Below are 15,116 nucleotides of genomic sequence, written 5' to 3'. Positions count from 1 at the left end.
TGCGTGTGAAGAAAATTGCAAGATTACCTGTATGGTGGCAGCTTTTTATTGGGTTAGCATGCAGTTTCTTATTTTCCTTAATAGTAATTTGTGCTTCTTTTTTCATTGATGTAAAAGAGGCCGAAAAAAATAATTGGTCTTATTTACATAAAATGAGCAGTCAGTGGGAAATGGAGATTGAGACCATAACAAAGAATCTGGATTATTTGAAATATTTACATTTAATAGACAAAGGTATCATGACAGATCTTCGAAATGATTATGAAAAACAATCTTTAAAAAAGCAGCTTTCGTCCAAGGAATATGTAAATGGTATTCTGGAAGATATCTGTGGAATTAATCCTTATATTTTACGTGCTGCGATTTTAACTGAAAATGGAAATATTTATGGTAACTTTGTAGAAGATTCGTTGACACAGATTAAGCAGGCACAAGATCATATTGTCTATTCGAAAGTCAGCCATAAAAGTGAAGAGTACATTACAGACGTATATGAAGGGGAAATCAACATGCTTCCCTATAAATTGCTGACAATCGCATATGCTATGTATCCGGTGGAATCGGATGAAAAGCTTGCTACTATTTATATCGATCTGGACTTTGAAGAAATCAAAAAAAGTTTTTCCGTGTTTTCAAACGATGAAATTGAATGCTGTCTTTTTAACAAAAACGGAATCATTTATTCTTCTGAAGAAGAAAACAATTTTCTTCTTGAGGATGTGAAGACGATTTATGAAAATTCAGACCATCAGGGAATACTGAAAGCAGACGGTTCTGCCTGGAATGCATATGTTGTTAAAGTCGATAATCTGGACTGGTATCTGGTTCAATGCATGCAGCAAAAAAGTTTTGTGTTCAATAGTCTAAAGAATATTTTGTTTTATAGCTTCTGGGTTTTGCTGATTTTTGTTTTTTTACTGATTGGGGGAATACAGCTGATCAGTCGCATTACAAAGCCTATTTCTAAATTTTCCGACGCCTTAAATCAGGTAACCTTACATAAAAAACAAAAACCTCAGCATATTCAATTGGAAGAGGATGTACCAAGGGAAATTTCCACAATGGTAAGTGGCTATAACGATCTTGTATCCCGTATTGAAGAGAATATTATCCTGGCATACAAGAACGAAATAAGCCAGAAAAAGACAGAACTGCAAATGCTGCAATACCAGATCAATCCTCATTTTTTATACAACACATTAAATATTGTCAGTGCATTGGCGAAACTAAATGGAATTGATGAAATATCGGAAATTTCAGAATGCCTGTCCCATATTTTCCATTATAACGTAAAAGGGGGGAATATTGTACAGCTGAAAAAGGAACTTGAGAATCTTCAGTGTTACGTAAAAATACAGTCCATGCGTTTTCCGGGAAAATTTGATGTAATATACAACGTGGAAGAGGACATGCTGACCTGCGAAATGTTAAAATTTATATTACAGCCATTAATGGAGAATGCAATGGAACATGGCGTTATCCCATGCAAAAGAAGAGGGCGGATAGAAGTGACTGGAAAAATCAGTTCCGATCATATAGCTGAGATCAGCATTTGCGATAATGGAAATGGAATAAGCGATGAAATGCTGCAGAGGTTACACCAGGAGCTTAAGAAGGACTTGCAGCAGGGAGTGAATCCTAGTTCCTCTGGAATCGGACTTATAAATGTGCACCAGAGGATTAAAAACTATTATGGAGAAGAATTTGGAATTTCAGTTGAAAGTAATCAAGGGGAATACACTTGTGTGAAAGTCCGTTTCCCGGTATTGCAAGAAGAGGTATGAAAATGAATTTTAAAATTTTAGTTGCAGATGATGAATATTATGCGAGAAAAGCACTTGTTATGATGCTTGAAAAATCAGAACTGCCGATTTCAGTGAATGGAGATTTTGAAGACGGGGAAGAAGTGATAGAATTTCTTCAGGAGAACGAAGCGGATATTATCATTACAGATATCCGGATGCCAAATACAGATGGCCTGGAACTGGCAAAATATGTACAGGAACATATGCCAAAATGTTCAGTAGTGATAGAAACCGGATATGAAGATTTTCAATATGCAAGAAATGCGCTGCGCTATCATGTTAAGGAGTATTTGACAAAACCAATCAATGAATCAGAATTGATTAAATGTATAAAAGATATTCTTGCCGAAAAAGCACAGTCTGATAATCTGGAAAATATAAATAAATTAAAGGGTGCTGTTGAGAATCTGGATTTTGCACAATTGATACAGAATAAAAAATTATTTGACGATCTGATGCCAACGGATCTTTGGGATGCTCATTCCTGGTTCTTTATGGTGAAGGGAGAAGTTTCACATTCAGGATATCTGAAACTAAATAAATATTTGCAAAATAACAGAAATTCTGCCGACATACAAAGCTGGTATTTTAAAAATAAAGGGGAATGCATCTTACTGTTTTTTTGCAATGAGAAAATGGATTTCAAAACATGCATTGGAGAAGCTGATTTTTTACAGTTAAAAAATAGTATAGACAATAATTCCTGGTTTGGAATCAGTGGTATTCATAAAGGAAGAGCGGAAATTGAAAAGGCGTACAGAGAGTGTATTTACGCAATTAATAACCGTATTTTAATAAATGAAAACCTGTTTTTCTGGAAGGAAGAGCTGGAAATCACGGATTTACTGGAAAAAGAGACATTGGAAATATTCAGCAGGTTCATAGAATTTGGACGCATTCGTGAGGCAGAAAAGATCATAGACAAACTATTTGCCAAATGCATAAGAGAGCATGCAAACATTTACAGCCTTTATAATGCAATCATACAGCTTTTTTCTGTCCTCAGAAAAAACTATTACAACGGATGTCAGGTGCCCTCTGGAGAAGGGGGATATTTCCTGTTTGATTTTAAAATCGATCTGTATCAATTCCATACAGCGGATGAACTGAAAGAGTATTTGCTTATGATTTTGAAAGAAGTCTGTGAGAAAAGCGAGGAAAATGAAAATGAACTTCTGATAGAAAATATTTTAAGGTATCTTGAAAATCACTATGCAGATGATATTACATTAAATGAGCTTGCAGAACATAAATATTTTGTAAGTGTGGGCCACCTTAGCAGAACATTTAAAAATAAAACAGGATTGACATTTTCCAAGTATCTGACAGAACTTCGCTTGAAAAAGGCAATAGAATTTTTGAAAAATACAGACTTCGACATTACGGATATAGCTACATTTACAGGATATAATGATGCTTCCTATTTTACTCAGATTTTTCGTAAATCCTGCGGCATGACGCCTTCAGAATATCGCACACTGGAAAGAAAAAAAGAAAAATCAAAAAAGTGATATTGAAAAAGAAAATAATTAATAGTTTTTATCTTCCGCAAGCCTTAGAATAGATTTATCAAAAAAGGAGGCTCTGTTTATATGAAGAAGAGATTAACTGTATTGGCTGCATTGCTTACCTGCTCCACACTTATGGGAAGTGTTCATGTATATGCAGAGGAAAATGAAAAGAACGTTGTTGAAACTGCGTACGGAAAAGTGCAGGGAATCAACAGTGTAGATGAAAACTATGAGGATGTTGTAGAATTTCGTGGAATTCCATATGCAGCACCACCAGTTGATGATTTGCGTTGGAAACCACCGGTAGATCCGGAAAAATGGGATGATGTTCTTGTGTGCGACACTTACAAAGATATCCCGATGCAGGTATTGGGCGGAGCAGAGGTGGAACCGTATAAAACGGATATTTATTACGATGGAGTTCCTAAAATGAGTGAAGACTGTCTGTATCTGAATGTAATGACAACAGAAGATTCACTTTCCTCTACAGAAAAGAAACCGGTATATGTGTGGTTCCATGGAGGTGGACTGAACAGCTGCTATACCTTTGAGCCGGAAGGAAACGGAGAAGCTTTTGCAAAGAACGGAATCGTTGTGGTAACAGTGGAACAGCGTCTTGGCGTCTTTGGTTATCTGTCATTGCCGCAGCTTAGCGAGGAACAGGGCCAGAGCGGAAACTATGGTCTGATGGATCAGATCAAAGCAATGGAATGGATCAAAGAAAATATTGCGAATTTTGGAGGAGACCCTGAGAATATCACAGTTGGCGGACAATCCGGCGGTACCACAAAAGCAATGGCAATGACTGCTTCTCCTAAAATGGATGTGGAAGTAGATAAATTAATCCTGGAAAGTGGCTTAAAGTACAATATGGAATTCCAGACTCAGGAAAGTGCAGAAGAAAAAGGAACTGCATATCTGGGAGATCTGGGACTTGATGAAGCTACGACACTTGAGGATCTGAGAAACATGGATGCTGAAAAACTGATTGACAGCACCAGCTCTAATTATCCGGGAAGTATGAATCTGGATGGCCTGTATGTCACCTATGAAAGCATTCAGGATTCTATTAATGACGGAGTGTTTGATGAGATTTCCGTATTGTCTGGAACAAATATGGGAGAGGGAAGCTATCCGAAGGTATCCACAGCAGATGATTTCTATGCACAATACAAAGAAGCTCTTGGTGATTTGTATGATAAGTACGATTTTGAAAATCTGGTAAAGGTTGATGACAATACAGCAGCTATGGTCAGCCGTCAGTTAGGAACTTATGGCCTTGGCACAAATGTCAGCAGAAGCCTTATGGTCAATCGACTGTACGGAAAAACGATGTCAGAAAGAACAGATGGAAAAGCAGTAAATTATACATACTTATTCAGCCATGCTACACCTGAGAGCATGTCAGATTTAGGAACAGACAGAGGCTGGGCTAACCAGTGGGCATGGCATACAGGTGAAATGTGGTATGCATTTAATTCTCTGCGTGAGGGCGTTCCGGCGGTAAGACAGTGGACTGACTGGGATTATGAATTAGCAGAAAAAATGAATCAGTATTGGTCAAACTTTATCAAAACCGGAGATCCAAATGGAGATGGACTCGCATACTGGCCAGAAGCAGATGAAAATATGGGATATATTCAGTTGGGTGATGGAATCAGTACACATGACGAGGAACTGACAGATCTGGAAAAACTGATGATGGATTATACAACCAACTATTTCAATTTTCCTGTAGCAGATTAATAATAAACAAGACTATCACTTATAGGTAAAGTCGCCGGCTTAAAAGGCCGGCGGCTTTTATTATGTAATTTGAAGCGGACTTGTCCGCTTTGTTTTGGGATATATCAGTCAATTATGGTATACTGCATCATTTCATAATGTAATCTGCATCCTTCTGTAATGTCAAATGGCAGAAGCGCTCTTGCTACCAGCTTCAGTTCTTCCTCGGGAAGATCTGTCCTGCGCAGATGAGCGTAGTCGCCGTCAATAGATTCTACAATATAATCACAAATTAACATAGGAATTATCCCTCCGGTTTGTATTATTTATATGTTTATAGAATACCACAGAGAAAAACGTTTTTCAAATACCAATTCAGGTGCTATAATAAAAATCACAGGTGAAAAAAATATCAGTGAATAACATCAGAAAATGAGGTATCAAAAATGTCAGCATTAACAATCAGCCCGGAGGATGAAAAAAGAGTAAAAGGAATGGGCTTCCTGAATAACAGAGGAACCGACCTGTTTTCAGCAAGAGTTCTTACAACAAATGGAAAAGTAACTGCAGCACAGCATCGCTGTATGGCAGATGCAGCAGAAAAATTTGGCTGCGGTGAGATTCTGTATACCACCAGACTTTCTGTGGAAATCCCGGGAATTCCCTACGATAAGATTGAAGAATTTCAGAAATTTATATCGAAAGAAGGCCTGGTAACAGGTGGAACAGGGGCAAAGGTCCGTCCTGTAGTGTCCTGCAAAGGAACCACCTGTCAGTATGGACTTCTGGATTCTTACGCAATCTCTGAAGAAATTTACAAGCGCTTTTATGAAGGCTACGGAGATGTGGCATTGCCACATAAATTTAAGATTGCAGTCGGCGGATGTCCAAACAACTGTGTGAAGCCAAATCTGAATGATGTAGGCATTATCGGTCAGAGAATTCCGGAAGTGAACACAGACGTCTGTAAAGGCTGCAAGAAATGCGCCATCGAAGCGGCTTGCCCCAATAAAGTGGCAAAGGTCGTAGAAGGGAAAATTCAGATCGATAAAGAAGCCTGCAAGCACTGCGGCCGCTGTGTGGGAAAATGTCCGTTCCACACCATTGAGGATGGCGCTTACGGCTATAAGATATACATAGGTGGCCGTTGGGGCAAGAAAGTATCAATGGGAAAAGAGCTTGGCAAAATATTCACATCCAAAGAAGAAGCACTAGATGTAATTGAAAAGGCAATTCTTTTCTTCCGTGACAATGGAATAAAGGGAGAACGTTTTGCGGAGACTATTGAGAGAATTGGCTTTGAAAATGTGGAGAAGCAGCTGTTGGAGCAGCTGTGAAAAGACGTTGCCCGGGAGAGTCATTACAATTTGTGGAAATGCTCTGCACAGATAAAATAGAATTTGGAGGAAATAAACACCTATGAATACAAGAGAACAGATCCATGTATTATCTGAGGAAATGCTTGAAAATCTTGGAAAGCTGGTTGCCGTTGATTCCCAGCTTGGCACCCCGTCAGAGGGGAAACCTTTCGGAGAGGGACCGGCAGAAGCGCTTGGAATCGGACTTGAAATTGCCAGAGAGCTTGGCTTTAAAACCGTAAATCTTGATAACTACTGCGGTTACGCCGAAATGGGAGAAGGCGAGGAAATCGTGGGTATTGCAGGTCATCTTGATATTGTACCTGTAGGTGGTGACTGGACCTACGATCCATTTAAGCTGACACGAGATGGCGACCATGTGTACGGACGTGGAACTACAGATGACAAGGGGCCTGTAATTGAAGCACTTTATGCGATGAAACTTCTGAAGGATTCCGGTGTGAAACTGAACAAAAGAGTCCGTCTGATCATGGGATGCAATGAAGAGACCGGTTCTAAATGTATGGCACATTATAATGAGGTAGAGGAAGAGTTATCCTGCGGTTTTACACCTGATGCAAATTTCCCATGTATTCATGGTGAAAAAGGCTATATGTCCATGATGGCATATTCCAAAAATACCAGAATTATCTCCATGAATGGTGGCTTTGTTTCTAATGCTGTATGCGATAACTGTACCACTGTGATTCCGGAAGAGGCTGGTCTTAAGGAGAAACTGGAGCAGATGCTTTCCGAAACAAAACTGCAGGAATATAAAGTTACGGAAGGCGAAAATCAGATCACCATTTATGCAAAAGGTGTACCGGCTCATGCCAGCACTCCAACCCTTGGCATCAATGCCGCAGGTGTTACCATGGAATGTCTTGCAAAGGCAGGCTTCGAAGACGATTTTGTTAAATTTTATAATCAGCACATTGGAACAGCCTGTGACGGCTCCGGTGTTGGTCTTAAAATTTCCGATGAGTTTGGTGAGCTGACCTTCTGCAATGGAATCGTAAAAACAGAGGATGGCGTGATCTCCTGCACCATCGACATCCGTGTACCTGTAACCTTCAAAAAGGATGATATTCTGAATCGTATAGAAGGTAATCTGGAAGATAAAAATGGCCGTATTGAGGTGGGGGAAATCGGTAATCCGTTGTTCTTCCCAAGAGAATCTCCGCTGGTAAATGCCCTGTACAAGGCTTATGTGGATGTGACTGGCGACACGGAGAACAAACCAATGGTAATTGGCGGTGGTACCTATGCTAAATCGCTGAAAAATATTATTGCATTTGGTCCGGAAAAACTGGGTGTGGATTACCGTATTCACGGAGCAGATGAATTCATTCTGGTTTCTGAGATGGAAGAGGCTGTGGAAGTCTATATGGAAGCAATTAAGAATTTGTTAGCAATTTAACTGAATCAAGTAAGTCCCCCTGGGGCTGTTGCGAAAAGTAATAAGCAGTGGGGACTTGCTTGTAGCAGGAGGAGTGCAAGCTTCTTCTGATAAACTGCGAAGCCGTTATTCGGTTATGAGCAAGTAGCGAAGCGGACCTGGAAAATCTGCTTGCCCAAAATTAAACAAGTTTTGAATACAAAAATAAAAGAAGAAGTCCTCGAATGTTACTGGCGTTCGAGGGCTTCTTTGTGTGATTAGGAAATTACTTTGCAATACTTCTTTTACACAAAAAAGCTCTGAGAATATTGAGATTATATTGCAATTGGAAAATGTCAATATCTGTATCAGAAATGACAATGTTAGAATCGTCTTTTTTTAACAAGCAGGTATATAATAGGCGTGCATTGAAAAGAAAGTGTCAACACAGGTTAAACTGAGTTAGCACTAATCCTGGCTTTTCAGAGAATTGTATTCACCGGGATTGCAGCCGAAATACTTGCGGAATCCGATGGCAAAACGGCTTGCATTGCTGAAGCCTGTCAGGGCAGCAATCTGAGTCATGGAATACTGCCCGCTTTGTACCAGGGAGAAGCTCTTTTTCGCCCGGTATTCTTCCAGATAGGCAGTGATGGTTTTGCCCGTCATTTTTTTGAAAAGACGGCAGCAGACCTCTCTGGACAGATGCACATGATCTGCAAGCTGCTGTAGGGATATTACAGAATCAAAATGCGTATTCAGATAATTCAGCATTTGTTCCAGACGTTCAAGCTCCAGCTGATTGGAAGGCGTGTAATGGGAGGAATAGTTCTGACTCTCAAAGAGAATATCACTGAAAACCTGGCATAGAAGTCCTTTGATTTTCAATTCGTAACAGTAAGGTTTGTGATCAAAAAGCTGTTCGATCAGATTAAGCTTTTCCAGGATCTGTTGGTGCGAAGGTGTATCAGGCGTCAAAAGAACACATGGAATTGCTGCGTTTTGAAGAAAAGGTCTGAAACAGTTTTTCTCCACATCACTTCCAAAGTCTCCGTACATAAAGTCCGGGCGGACCAGAATGGTGCTGTATCTGGCTGGTTGATTGCCCGGTGAATGGCAGCTGTGAGGCACATTTCGATTTATGAGAAGACCTTCTCCTGGATTCAGATGATAGCTTTTTTGATAAATCTGATAGATAGCTTCTCCTTTTCTGGGAAGGCTGATCTCCAGATCATTATGCCAGTGAATGGGAACACTTTTTCCTTCAAAATCCCAGAGATCATCATGACTCACTGTCATTGGAAAGCTTTCGGTTCCATGAGGGCAAAGTTCTCTGTTGGTATCGTCTACCAGAATTTTTCGCATTGACATATACAATTCTCCAAGTGGTTTATATTTTTATTATAGCGCCAGCACATGTGCAGCGCAAGAGGGAGGTACAGATGTCTCGTTCAAAAGAAATGGATCTGACCACAGGAAATCCGTTCTGGTCTTTGCTGAAATTTGCCATTCCTGTAATTTTAGGAAACCTGTTTCAGCTTTTTTATACTCTGGCAGATTCTGTGATCGTGGGAAAAACGCTGGGAGCAGATTCCCTTGCAGCAGTTGGTTCCACCAGCATTATTATCTACTTTGTGTTCTGTTTTATCAATGGATTTACCGGTGGATTTGGTATCTGCCTGGGGCAGCGTTGTGGTGCAAAGGATGAAAAAGGAATGCGAAAAAGCATTGCTGTTTCCACTCTTTTAAGTATTGCCTTTACGGTGGTTCTTACACTTGTCTGTTGTCTGCTTGCGCATCAGATACTTAGCTGGATGCAGATTCCTGAGGATATTTCCGGAGAAGCCTATGACTATATGTTTGTGGTGCTTCTGGGCACCGGTGCAACCGTTTTTTACAACATGATCTCTAATATGCTGAGGGCTCTTGGGGACAGTAAAACACCACTGTATTTCCTGGTATTTTCTTCTGTTTTGAATATTTTTCTGGACATATTATTTATTGTTCCACTGCATATGGGTGTGGCAGGAGCAGCCTGGGCTACTATACTTTCCCAGTTCCTTTCCGCTGTACTTTCCTTGCTTGTAGGAATGAAAAAATTTCAGATTCTTCATCTTCACAGAGAAGATTTTCATGACCTGAAAGATGCAGCAGTCCTTCATTTGAAAATCGGTTTTCCAATGGGGTTCCAGATGTCGGTTATGTGTATTGGACAGCTGGCTATGCAGGCTGTGGTAAATTCTCTTGGAACGGCAGCAGTAGCCGGTTACACTGCCGCTTCCAAAGCAGACCAGCTTTCTGTCCTTGTAAATAATGCTATGATGACTGCAATTTCCAATTATGTAGCACAGAATTTTGGTGCTGGAAAGAAGGACAGAATCCGTCAGGGAGTACGCGCCTGCCTGATTCAGACAGAAGCTTTTAACCTGTTTATGTGTGTTGGAATTCTCATCCTTCGCCATCCGATCGTGCGGATGTTTCTGTCTGATCCAACACAGGAATTATATCATTATTCCGATATGTATCTCACAATTGTGGCACCATTTTATTTCATTCTTGGTCTGCTTGCCGTATACCGCACTTCCATCCAGAGCATGCAAAATGGCCGGGCTCCTTTCGCAGCCTGCATGATCGAACTGGTGATGCGAATCATTGCAACCGTAGGTCTTTCTGGAATTATTGGCTACACTGCCGTCTGCATCGCCAGCCCTCTGGCATGGTTCGGTGCATGTGCACTTCTGATCCCCTGTTATTACAGGATGATGAAAGACAGCACACAGACATCGATTTAAAGACAATATTGGGGCAGAAGATTTTTATATTGCAAAAATATGAGAATATTGCTGACGGCATGACTCAGACTATATTGACTTGAAAAACAGATATTTCTCAGTATCATTATGAGGAATATCTGTTTTTTATGGAATCAGTAGATATTGGCATGGCGAGATGGTATAATTAAAGTACTTATGTAATGGGGCACATTTTATTTGAAGTATAAAGTGGGAAGTGTTTAAAAAGAGTGGGAGTGTGAGCGGATATGAAGCAGGTAATCAGTATTGGAAAACAGGATTTCGCGTCACTTAGAGATGAGAACTATTTTTTTATAGATAAATCCGATTTTATAAAAGAATGGTGGGAAGCGGGAGATGAAATTACTTTAATTACCAGACCAAGACGTTTTGGAAAAACCTTGAATATGAGTATGCTTAACTGCTTTTTTTCAAATAAATATACCAATCGGGGAGAACTATTTAAGGGCTTATCTATATGGAAAGAAGAAAAATATCAAAGAATTCAAGGATGCTTTCCAGTGATTTTTCTAAGCTTTGCAGATGTGAAACAGACAAATTATCAGGATGCAGTAAGCAAGATTAAACGAATTATTTCTACCGCTTTTCAGCAATATAAAGAACTGTTTGATTCGCCCAAATTAACGGAACAGCAGAGAACGCAGCTTCAAAATGTGACTCCGGATATGGATAATGTAACAGCACAAAGTGCACTGCAGGAGCTTTCCTGTTATCTGCATCTTTATTATGGAAAGAAGGTTTTGATTCTTCTGGATGAGTACGATACACCCATGCAGGAGGCATATATTTATGGATATTGGAATGAGTTTACTGCATTTATCCGTGGGCTTTTTAATTCTACATTCAAAACAAACAGGCACCTGGAACGTGCAATTATGACAGGCATTACACGTGTTTCCAAAGAATCTATATTCTCAGATCTGAACAATCTGACTGTAATTACGACTACCTCGGAACGATATTCAGATTGTTTTGGATTTACGGAAAAAGAAGTTTTTCAGGCTCTGGAAATGTTTGAAATGGGGGATCAGAGAGAAAAGGTGAAGACCTGGTACGATGGTTTTACATTTGGAAAACATAAGGATATTTACAATCCATGGTCGATTACCAATTTCTTAAAGGAAGGTCAGCTGCGGCCTTACTGGGCGTCTACCAGTTCAAATGGTCTTGTAAATAAAATGCTTCAAAGTGCATCGCCAGAGATAAAAACAGGGATGGAAACATTGCTGGACGGAGGAACAATTACAGTTAATTTTGACGAGCAGATCGTATTTGAACAACTTGAAAAAGATGAAAATGCAATTTGGAGTCTGCTTTTGGCAAGTGGGTATCTTAAGGTGAAAAAAGTGGAACATCGTGGAATTACATTAGATCCATGGTATCATCTTTCCATTACCAATCTGGAAACAATTGGGATGTTTTCCAATATGTTTAAAGGATGGTTCAGTGCAAGCCAGTCAGAATATAATGGGTTTGTCAAGGCGTTGCTGCAAGGAGATGTGGAGGCTATGAATCATTATATGAATGAGGTTGCTCTTTCTACATTCAGCTACTTTGATACCGGAAAAAAATATTCAGATGAGCTGGCACCAGAGCGATTTTATCATGGCTTTGTATTGGGGCTTATGGTGGAACAGCGAGAGAATTATGTGATTCGTTCCAACCGGGAAAGCGGTTTTGGACGCTACGATATTATGCTGATTCCGCGTCCTCAAAGGAAAGGTAGTCTGCCGGCTGTGGTTCTGGAATTCAAGGTTTATAATGAAAAAAAGGAAAAAAATCTTGAGGATACTGTAAAAGCGGCTTTGCAGCAGATCGAGGAAAAGCAATACGATGTGGAGCTTATAGGCCTTGGCTTTGAAAAAGAAGAGATTCATCATTATGGATTTGCATTTAAAGGAAAAGAAGTACTCATAGGAGAGTAACTGCCTGGAGTGGCAGAAAATTCTATTAGATAATAAGACCCGGCAGATGTTGTGAAAATATCATCTGCCGGATTTTTTTCTTTACGATCTGTTTGAAGTTCTTAACAGACTATGTTCGCAAATATACTGGAATACAAAATAAAAAATAATTCCTTTTGAAACGGTAGAAAGTGTCAGTGCCCACCAGATTCCATTCAGTCCCAGTGCAGTGTTTGACAGAACCAGTGCAAGAGGAATTCGTATAATAGTCAGTCCAACGCTGATCAGACTGCAAAGCTGTGTCCGTCCAAGACCAGACAGGGCGCCCACAGTCATCATTTCCACGCTGAGAAAAATTTCGGAAAATCCGATGATCCGCAGGTAATCAACGGAAAGCCGGATAACTTCCTCTTCGTGGAAAAAGAGCACAGAAATCTGCCGTGGGAAAAATACAAAGGCAACAGTGATCAGTGCAGCCCAGCATATCAGAAGCCGAATGGAAATATGGTATCCTGATTTGATTCGGTCTTTTTTTCCTGCTCCGTAGTTCTGCCCTATGAAAGCGTTCAGGGCAGAGCCAAAACCGTCAGCCGTGTTCCAGGAAAGGGACTCAATCTGTCCGCCTACACGCTGTACAGCAATCGCGCCGTCCCCAAATCCGGCAACCATTCGGGTGAGTATCATGGAGATGATACAGTAAAGGCTTCCCTGAAGTGCAGTGGGGGTTCCAATGCGAAAGACTCCTTTTAAACAGGCAATATCCGGCCTGGAAAGCAGACGGATTTTGTGCAGTACATTGGCTTCACCGTGGTCACGGAGAATTTCTGCAACAAGGATCAACAGAACTACAATCTGTGCGGTAACAGTTGCCACTGCAGCTCCTACAACTTCTAATCTGGGAAATGGTCCTACACCAAGAACAAGAAGCGGATCAAGGATCATATTTAGTATCAGGCCAAAGAAGTTTGCTTTCAGCGGTGTTTTGGAATCACCCTGGGCTGTAAAAAGGCCTGTCAGCACCTGGGAAAGGAAGGAAAACAGGATCAGTCCGCAGGTGATCCTCATATAAATTCTGGCACTGTTGTAAGTTTCTGCATCATTTAATGCAAAGAACTGCAACAGCGGATTCGTAAATAACATACTGATCAATGTAACCAAAAGAGAGAATAGTATGGTAAGCTGCAGGGCCGCCTGTGCAAAGCCTGCGGCAGTCTTCTGATCACCTCTTCCAAGGGAATGCGCCATGTTTACCTGTCCTCCCATTCTTGCCAGGGAAGAAAGTCCCTGGGAGAGCCAGACGTACATACCTCCCACGCCTACACCGGCCACTGCCTTAGATCCCAGCATTCCTATCCATGCCATATCTGTAATATTGTAGGCTGTAGACAGAAAGGAAGAAGCCATGATTGGCAGTGCAAGTTCAGACAAAGTCCGTAAAATAGGACCGGAGGTGAGATTTAATTGTTTCTTTTTCATTTTATTTCTCCTGAAAATGGTAAAGTATCATTATTATAACATAGAAAACGCATTTTAAGAAGATGAAATATGACTTGAAAATACTCTATTACTATGCTAGAGCGTGTTTGAAAAATCATTCCCGAAATCTGCACGCTCCACTTTGCGGGAGATTTCACCCGAATTCGGTTGCCGTAGCCCGCTACGGCGCCCTCATCCGGGCGAAATCTCCCACAAATTGTGACGCACATCTTGCAGAAAGCCTTTTTCAAACACGCTCTAGACTTTTTCTCATCTAATTGCTTAGGTTATCTATTTTTATCAGGCACATCAGCCATTTTTTCAAAAAAATTTAATTAATAGGAAAATAAATATAATTGACAATATGTTGTATACGACATAAAATGAAAGGAGAGAACATGACTACATATGAAATTGTTTTTTATGAGAAGTCGGATGGTACAGAGCCTGTAAAAGATTTTATTATGAATTTATTGCCCAAAATGCAGGCGAAAACAATACGAATATTGGATATACTTCAGGAGTTTGGACCTGATTTACGCATGCCATATTCAAAAATGTTAAGAGATGGAATTTATGAGATAAGAATTATTCAGGGGAATAATTGTGCTCGAGTTTTGTATTTTTTTACTTGTGGGAATAAGATTATATTAACGAATGGTTTTATAAAAAAGACACAGAAGACTCCTGGAAGAGAAATTGAAATAGCTCAGAAATATCGGAAGGATTATGAGAGGAGAAATAAGAATGACTAGTTATAAGGAGTTTCGCAAAGAATTATTGAATGATCCAGAGGTGGCGGTTGAATACGAGGCACTAGAGCCTGAATTTGATATTATTCGCAGCTTGATGGAAGCAAGAATCAGTCAGAATATGACACAAAAAGAATTATCAGAGAGAACTGGGATTACGCAGGCGGATATCAGCCGAATTGAAAATGGTACTCGGAATCCAAGTCTTTCTATGTTAAAGAGGCTTGCAAAAGGACTGGGATGTAGATTAAAGGTGGAGTTTATTCCAAACCAGGCGAAGTGATTTTTCAAGGTGATATGCCAATGTGAAAAAGGTTAATGTGAAAAGGTTGAATGAAAAAGTAACTTCCACCATACATTGACACAGGTAAAATAAGACTTTTTTGCAGGACTA

Annotated in this window: 13 protein-coding genes and 1 pseudogene; 10 read left to right on the top strand and 4 right to left on the bottom strand. The window is 40.1% G+C overall.

Annotation, left to right across the window (positions count from 1 at the left end; all coding sequences use genetic code 11):
• Nucleotides 1-5 precede the first annotated feature (5 nt).
• From AB5170_RS17115 to AB5170_RS17105, 3 genes are all read left to right on the top strand, one after another.
• Complete coding sequence (locus tag AB5170_RS17115; protein ID WP_368361776.1) at nucleotides 6-1,784, top strand: sensor histidine kinase; 1,779 nt, start codon at nucleotides 6-8, stop codon at nucleotides 1,782-1,784.
• Between the two features lie 2 nt (nucleotides 1,785-1,786).
• Nucleotides 1,787-3,316 carry a response regulator gene (locus tag AB5170_RS17110; RefSeq protein ID WP_368361775.1) on the top strand — a complete coding sequence of 510 codons (1,530 nt, stop codon included), beginning with the start codon at nucleotides 1,787-1,789 and terminating at the stop codon, nucleotides 3,314-3,316.
• 81 nt (nucleotides 3,317-3,397) lie between these two features.
• The gene (locus AB5170_RS17105) at nucleotides 3,398-5,062 is read left to right on the top strand and encodes a carboxylesterase/lipase family protein (RefSeq protein WP_368361774.1); all 1,665 of its coding nucleotides are present in this window, start codon (nucleotides 3,398-3,400) and stop codon (nucleotides 5,060-5,062) included.
• Between the two features lie 104 nt (nucleotides 5,063-5,166).
• Here AB5170_RS17105 and AB5170_RS17100 read toward each other — a convergent pair whose 3' ends face one another.
• Complete coding sequence (locus tag AB5170_RS17100) at nucleotides 5,167-5,340, bottom strand: chorismate--pyruvate lyase (RefSeq protein WP_173719358.1); 174 nt, start codon at nucleotides 5,338-5,340, stop codon at nucleotides 5,167-5,169.
• A 147-nt stretch (nucleotides 5,341-5,487) separates the two neighbouring features.
• Here AB5170_RS17100 and AB5170_RS17095 point away from each other — a divergent pair, with 147 nt between their 5' ends.
• Both AB5170_RS17095 and AB5170_RS17090 read left to right on the top strand, forming a co-directional pair.
• Complete coding sequence (locus AB5170_RS17095; RefSeq protein ID WP_368361773.1) at nucleotides 5,488-6,378, top strand: 4Fe-4S dicluster domain-containing protein; 891 nt, start codon at nucleotides 5,488-5,490, stop codon at nucleotides 6,376-6,378.
• Between the two features lie 82 nt (nucleotides 6,379-6,460).
• Nucleotides 6,461-7,819 (top strand): M20 family metallopeptidase, encoded by a 1,359-nt coding sequence (locus AB5170_RS17090; protein WP_368361772.1) that lies wholly within the window; start codon nucleotides 6,461-6,463, stop codon nucleotides 7,817-7,819.
• A 426-nt stretch (nucleotides 7,820-8,245) separates the two neighbouring features.
• Here the strand turns inward: AB5170_RS17090 and AB5170_RS17085 are convergent, their stop codons facing one another.
• The gene (locus AB5170_RS17085; RefSeq protein WP_368361771.1) at nucleotides 8,246-9,148 is read right to left on the bottom strand and encodes an AraC family transcriptional regulator; all 903 of its coding nucleotides are present in this window, start codon (nucleotides 9,146-9,148) and stop codon (nucleotides 8,246-8,248) included.
• A gap of 71 nt (nucleotides 9,149-9,219) precedes the next feature.
• On the opposite strand from AB5170_RS17085, the gene AB5170_RS17080 reads away from it, so the two are divergent.
• Together AB5170_RS17080 and AB5170_RS17075 are read left to right on the top strand one after the other, a co-directional pair.
• The gene (locus AB5170_RS17080; RefSeq protein ID WP_368361770.1) at nucleotides 9,220-10,569 is read left to right on the top strand and encodes an MATE family efflux transporter; all 1,350 of its coding nucleotides are present in this window, start codon (nucleotides 9,220-9,222) and stop codon (nucleotides 10,567-10,569) included.
• A gap of 248 nt (nucleotides 10,570-10,817) precedes the next feature.
• Nucleotides 10,818-12,515 carry an AAA family ATPase gene (locus tag AB5170_RS17075; protein ID WP_368361769.1) on the top strand — a complete coding sequence of 566 codons (1,698 nt, stop codon included), beginning with the start codon at nucleotides 10,818-10,820 and terminating at the stop codon, nucleotides 12,513-12,515.
• A gap of 81 nt (nucleotides 12,516-12,596) precedes the next feature.
• Here AB5170_RS17075 and AB5170_RS17070 read toward each other — a convergent pair whose 3' ends face one another.
• Nucleotides 12,597-13,970: an MATE family efflux transporter gene (locus AB5170_RS17070; RefSeq protein ID WP_368361768.1), complete on the bottom strand. Its 1,374-nt coding sequence runs from the start codon at nucleotides 13,968-13,970 to the stop codon at nucleotides 12,597-12,599.
• A pseudogene (locus AB5170_RS17065) lies at nucleotides 13,967-14,161 on the bottom strand (DUF6783 domain-containing protein); the annotation flags it as partial. The gene AB5170_RS17070 and the pseudogene AB5170_RS17065, both read right to left, overlap by 4 nt.
• On the opposite strand from AB5170_RS17065, the gene AB5170_RS17060 reads away from it, so the two are divergent.
• From AB5170_RS17060 to AB5170_RS17050, 3 genes are all read left to right on the top strand, one after another.
• Nucleotides 14,099-14,248, top strand: a complete 150-nt coding sequence (locus tag AB5170_RS17060) for a DUF6783 domain-containing protein (RefSeq protein WP_368365115.1) — start codon at nucleotides 14,099-14,101, stop codon at nucleotides 14,246-14,248. The pseudogene AB5170_RS17065 and the gene AB5170_RS17060 sit on opposite strands and share 63 nt — an antisense overlap.
• 120 nt (nucleotides 14,249-14,368) lie before the next feature.
• Nucleotides 14,369-14,725: a type II toxin-antitoxin system RelE/ParE family toxin gene (locus tag AB5170_RS17055; RefSeq protein ID WP_368365114.1), complete on the top strand. Its 357-nt coding sequence runs from the start codon at nucleotides 14,369-14,371 to the stop codon at nucleotides 14,723-14,725.
• The gene (locus tag AB5170_RS17050) at nucleotides 14,718-15,005 is read left to right on the top strand and encodes a helix-turn-helix domain-containing protein (protein ID WP_368365113.1); all 288 of its coding nucleotides are present in this window, start codon (nucleotides 14,718-14,720) and stop codon (nucleotides 15,003-15,005) included. Before AB5170_RS17055 ends, AB5170_RS17050 begins: the two co-directional genes overlap by 8 nt.
• Nucleotides 15,006-15,116: the final 111 nt, after the last annotated feature.

Source organism: Ruminococcus sp. RTP21484sp1_RTP21281st1_A8_RTP21281_210402 (assembly GCF_040914025.1).
In the GTDB taxonomy this organism is placed as follows: Bacteria; Bacillota; Clostridia; order Lachnospirales; family Lachnospiraceae; genus Blautia_A; species Blautia_A faecis.
The sequence above is the reverse complement of the archived record's forward strand: the minus strand, read 5'-3'. Positions and strand labels throughout refer to the sequence as shown.

Bases quoted from the DNA above. Each gene is read 5' to 3' on its own strand.
- AB5170_RS17110 (WP_368361775.1), top strand. From the start codon at position 1,787: ATGAATTTTAAAATTTTAGTTGCAGATGATGAATATTATGCGAGAAAA.
- AB5170_RS17105 (WP_368361774.1), top strand. From the start codon at position 3,398: ATGAAGAAGAGATTAACTGTATTGGCTGCATTGCTTACCTGCTCCACA.
- AB5170_RS17100 (WP_173719358.1), bottom strand. From the start codon at position 5,340: ATGTTAATTTGTGATTATATTGTAGAATCTATTGACGGCGACTACGCT.
- AB5170_RS17095 (WP_368361773.1), top strand. From the start codon at position 5,488: ATGTCAGCATTAACAATCAGCCCGGAGGATGAAAAAAGAGTAAAAGGA.
- AB5170_RS17090 (WP_368361772.1), top strand. From the start codon at position 6,461: ATGAATACAAGAGAACAGATCCATGTATTATCTGAGGAAATGCTTGAA.
- AB5170_RS17085 (WP_368361771.1), bottom strand. From the start codon at position 9,148: ATGTCAATGCGAAAAATTCTGGTAGACGATACCAACAGAGAACTTTGC.
- AB5170_RS17080 (WP_368361770.1), top strand. From the start codon at position 9,220: ATGTCTCGTTCAAAAGAAATGGATCTGACCACAGGAAATCCGTTCTGG.
- AB5170_RS17075 (WP_368361769.1), top strand. From the start codon at position 10,818: ATGAAGCAGGTAATCAGTATTGGAAAACAGGATTTCGCGTCACTTAGA.
- AB5170_RS17070 (WP_368361768.1), bottom strand. From the start codon at position 13,970: ATGAAAAAGAAACAATTAAATCTCACCTCCGGTCCTATTTTACGGACT.
- AB5170_RS17055 (WP_368365114.1), top strand. From the start codon at position 14,369: ATGACTACATATGAAATTGTTTTTTATGAGAAGTCGGATGGTACAGAG.
- AB5170_RS17050 (WP_368365113.1), top strand. From the start codon at position 14,718: ATGACTAGTTATAAGGAGTTTCGCAAAGAATTATTGAATGATCCAGAG.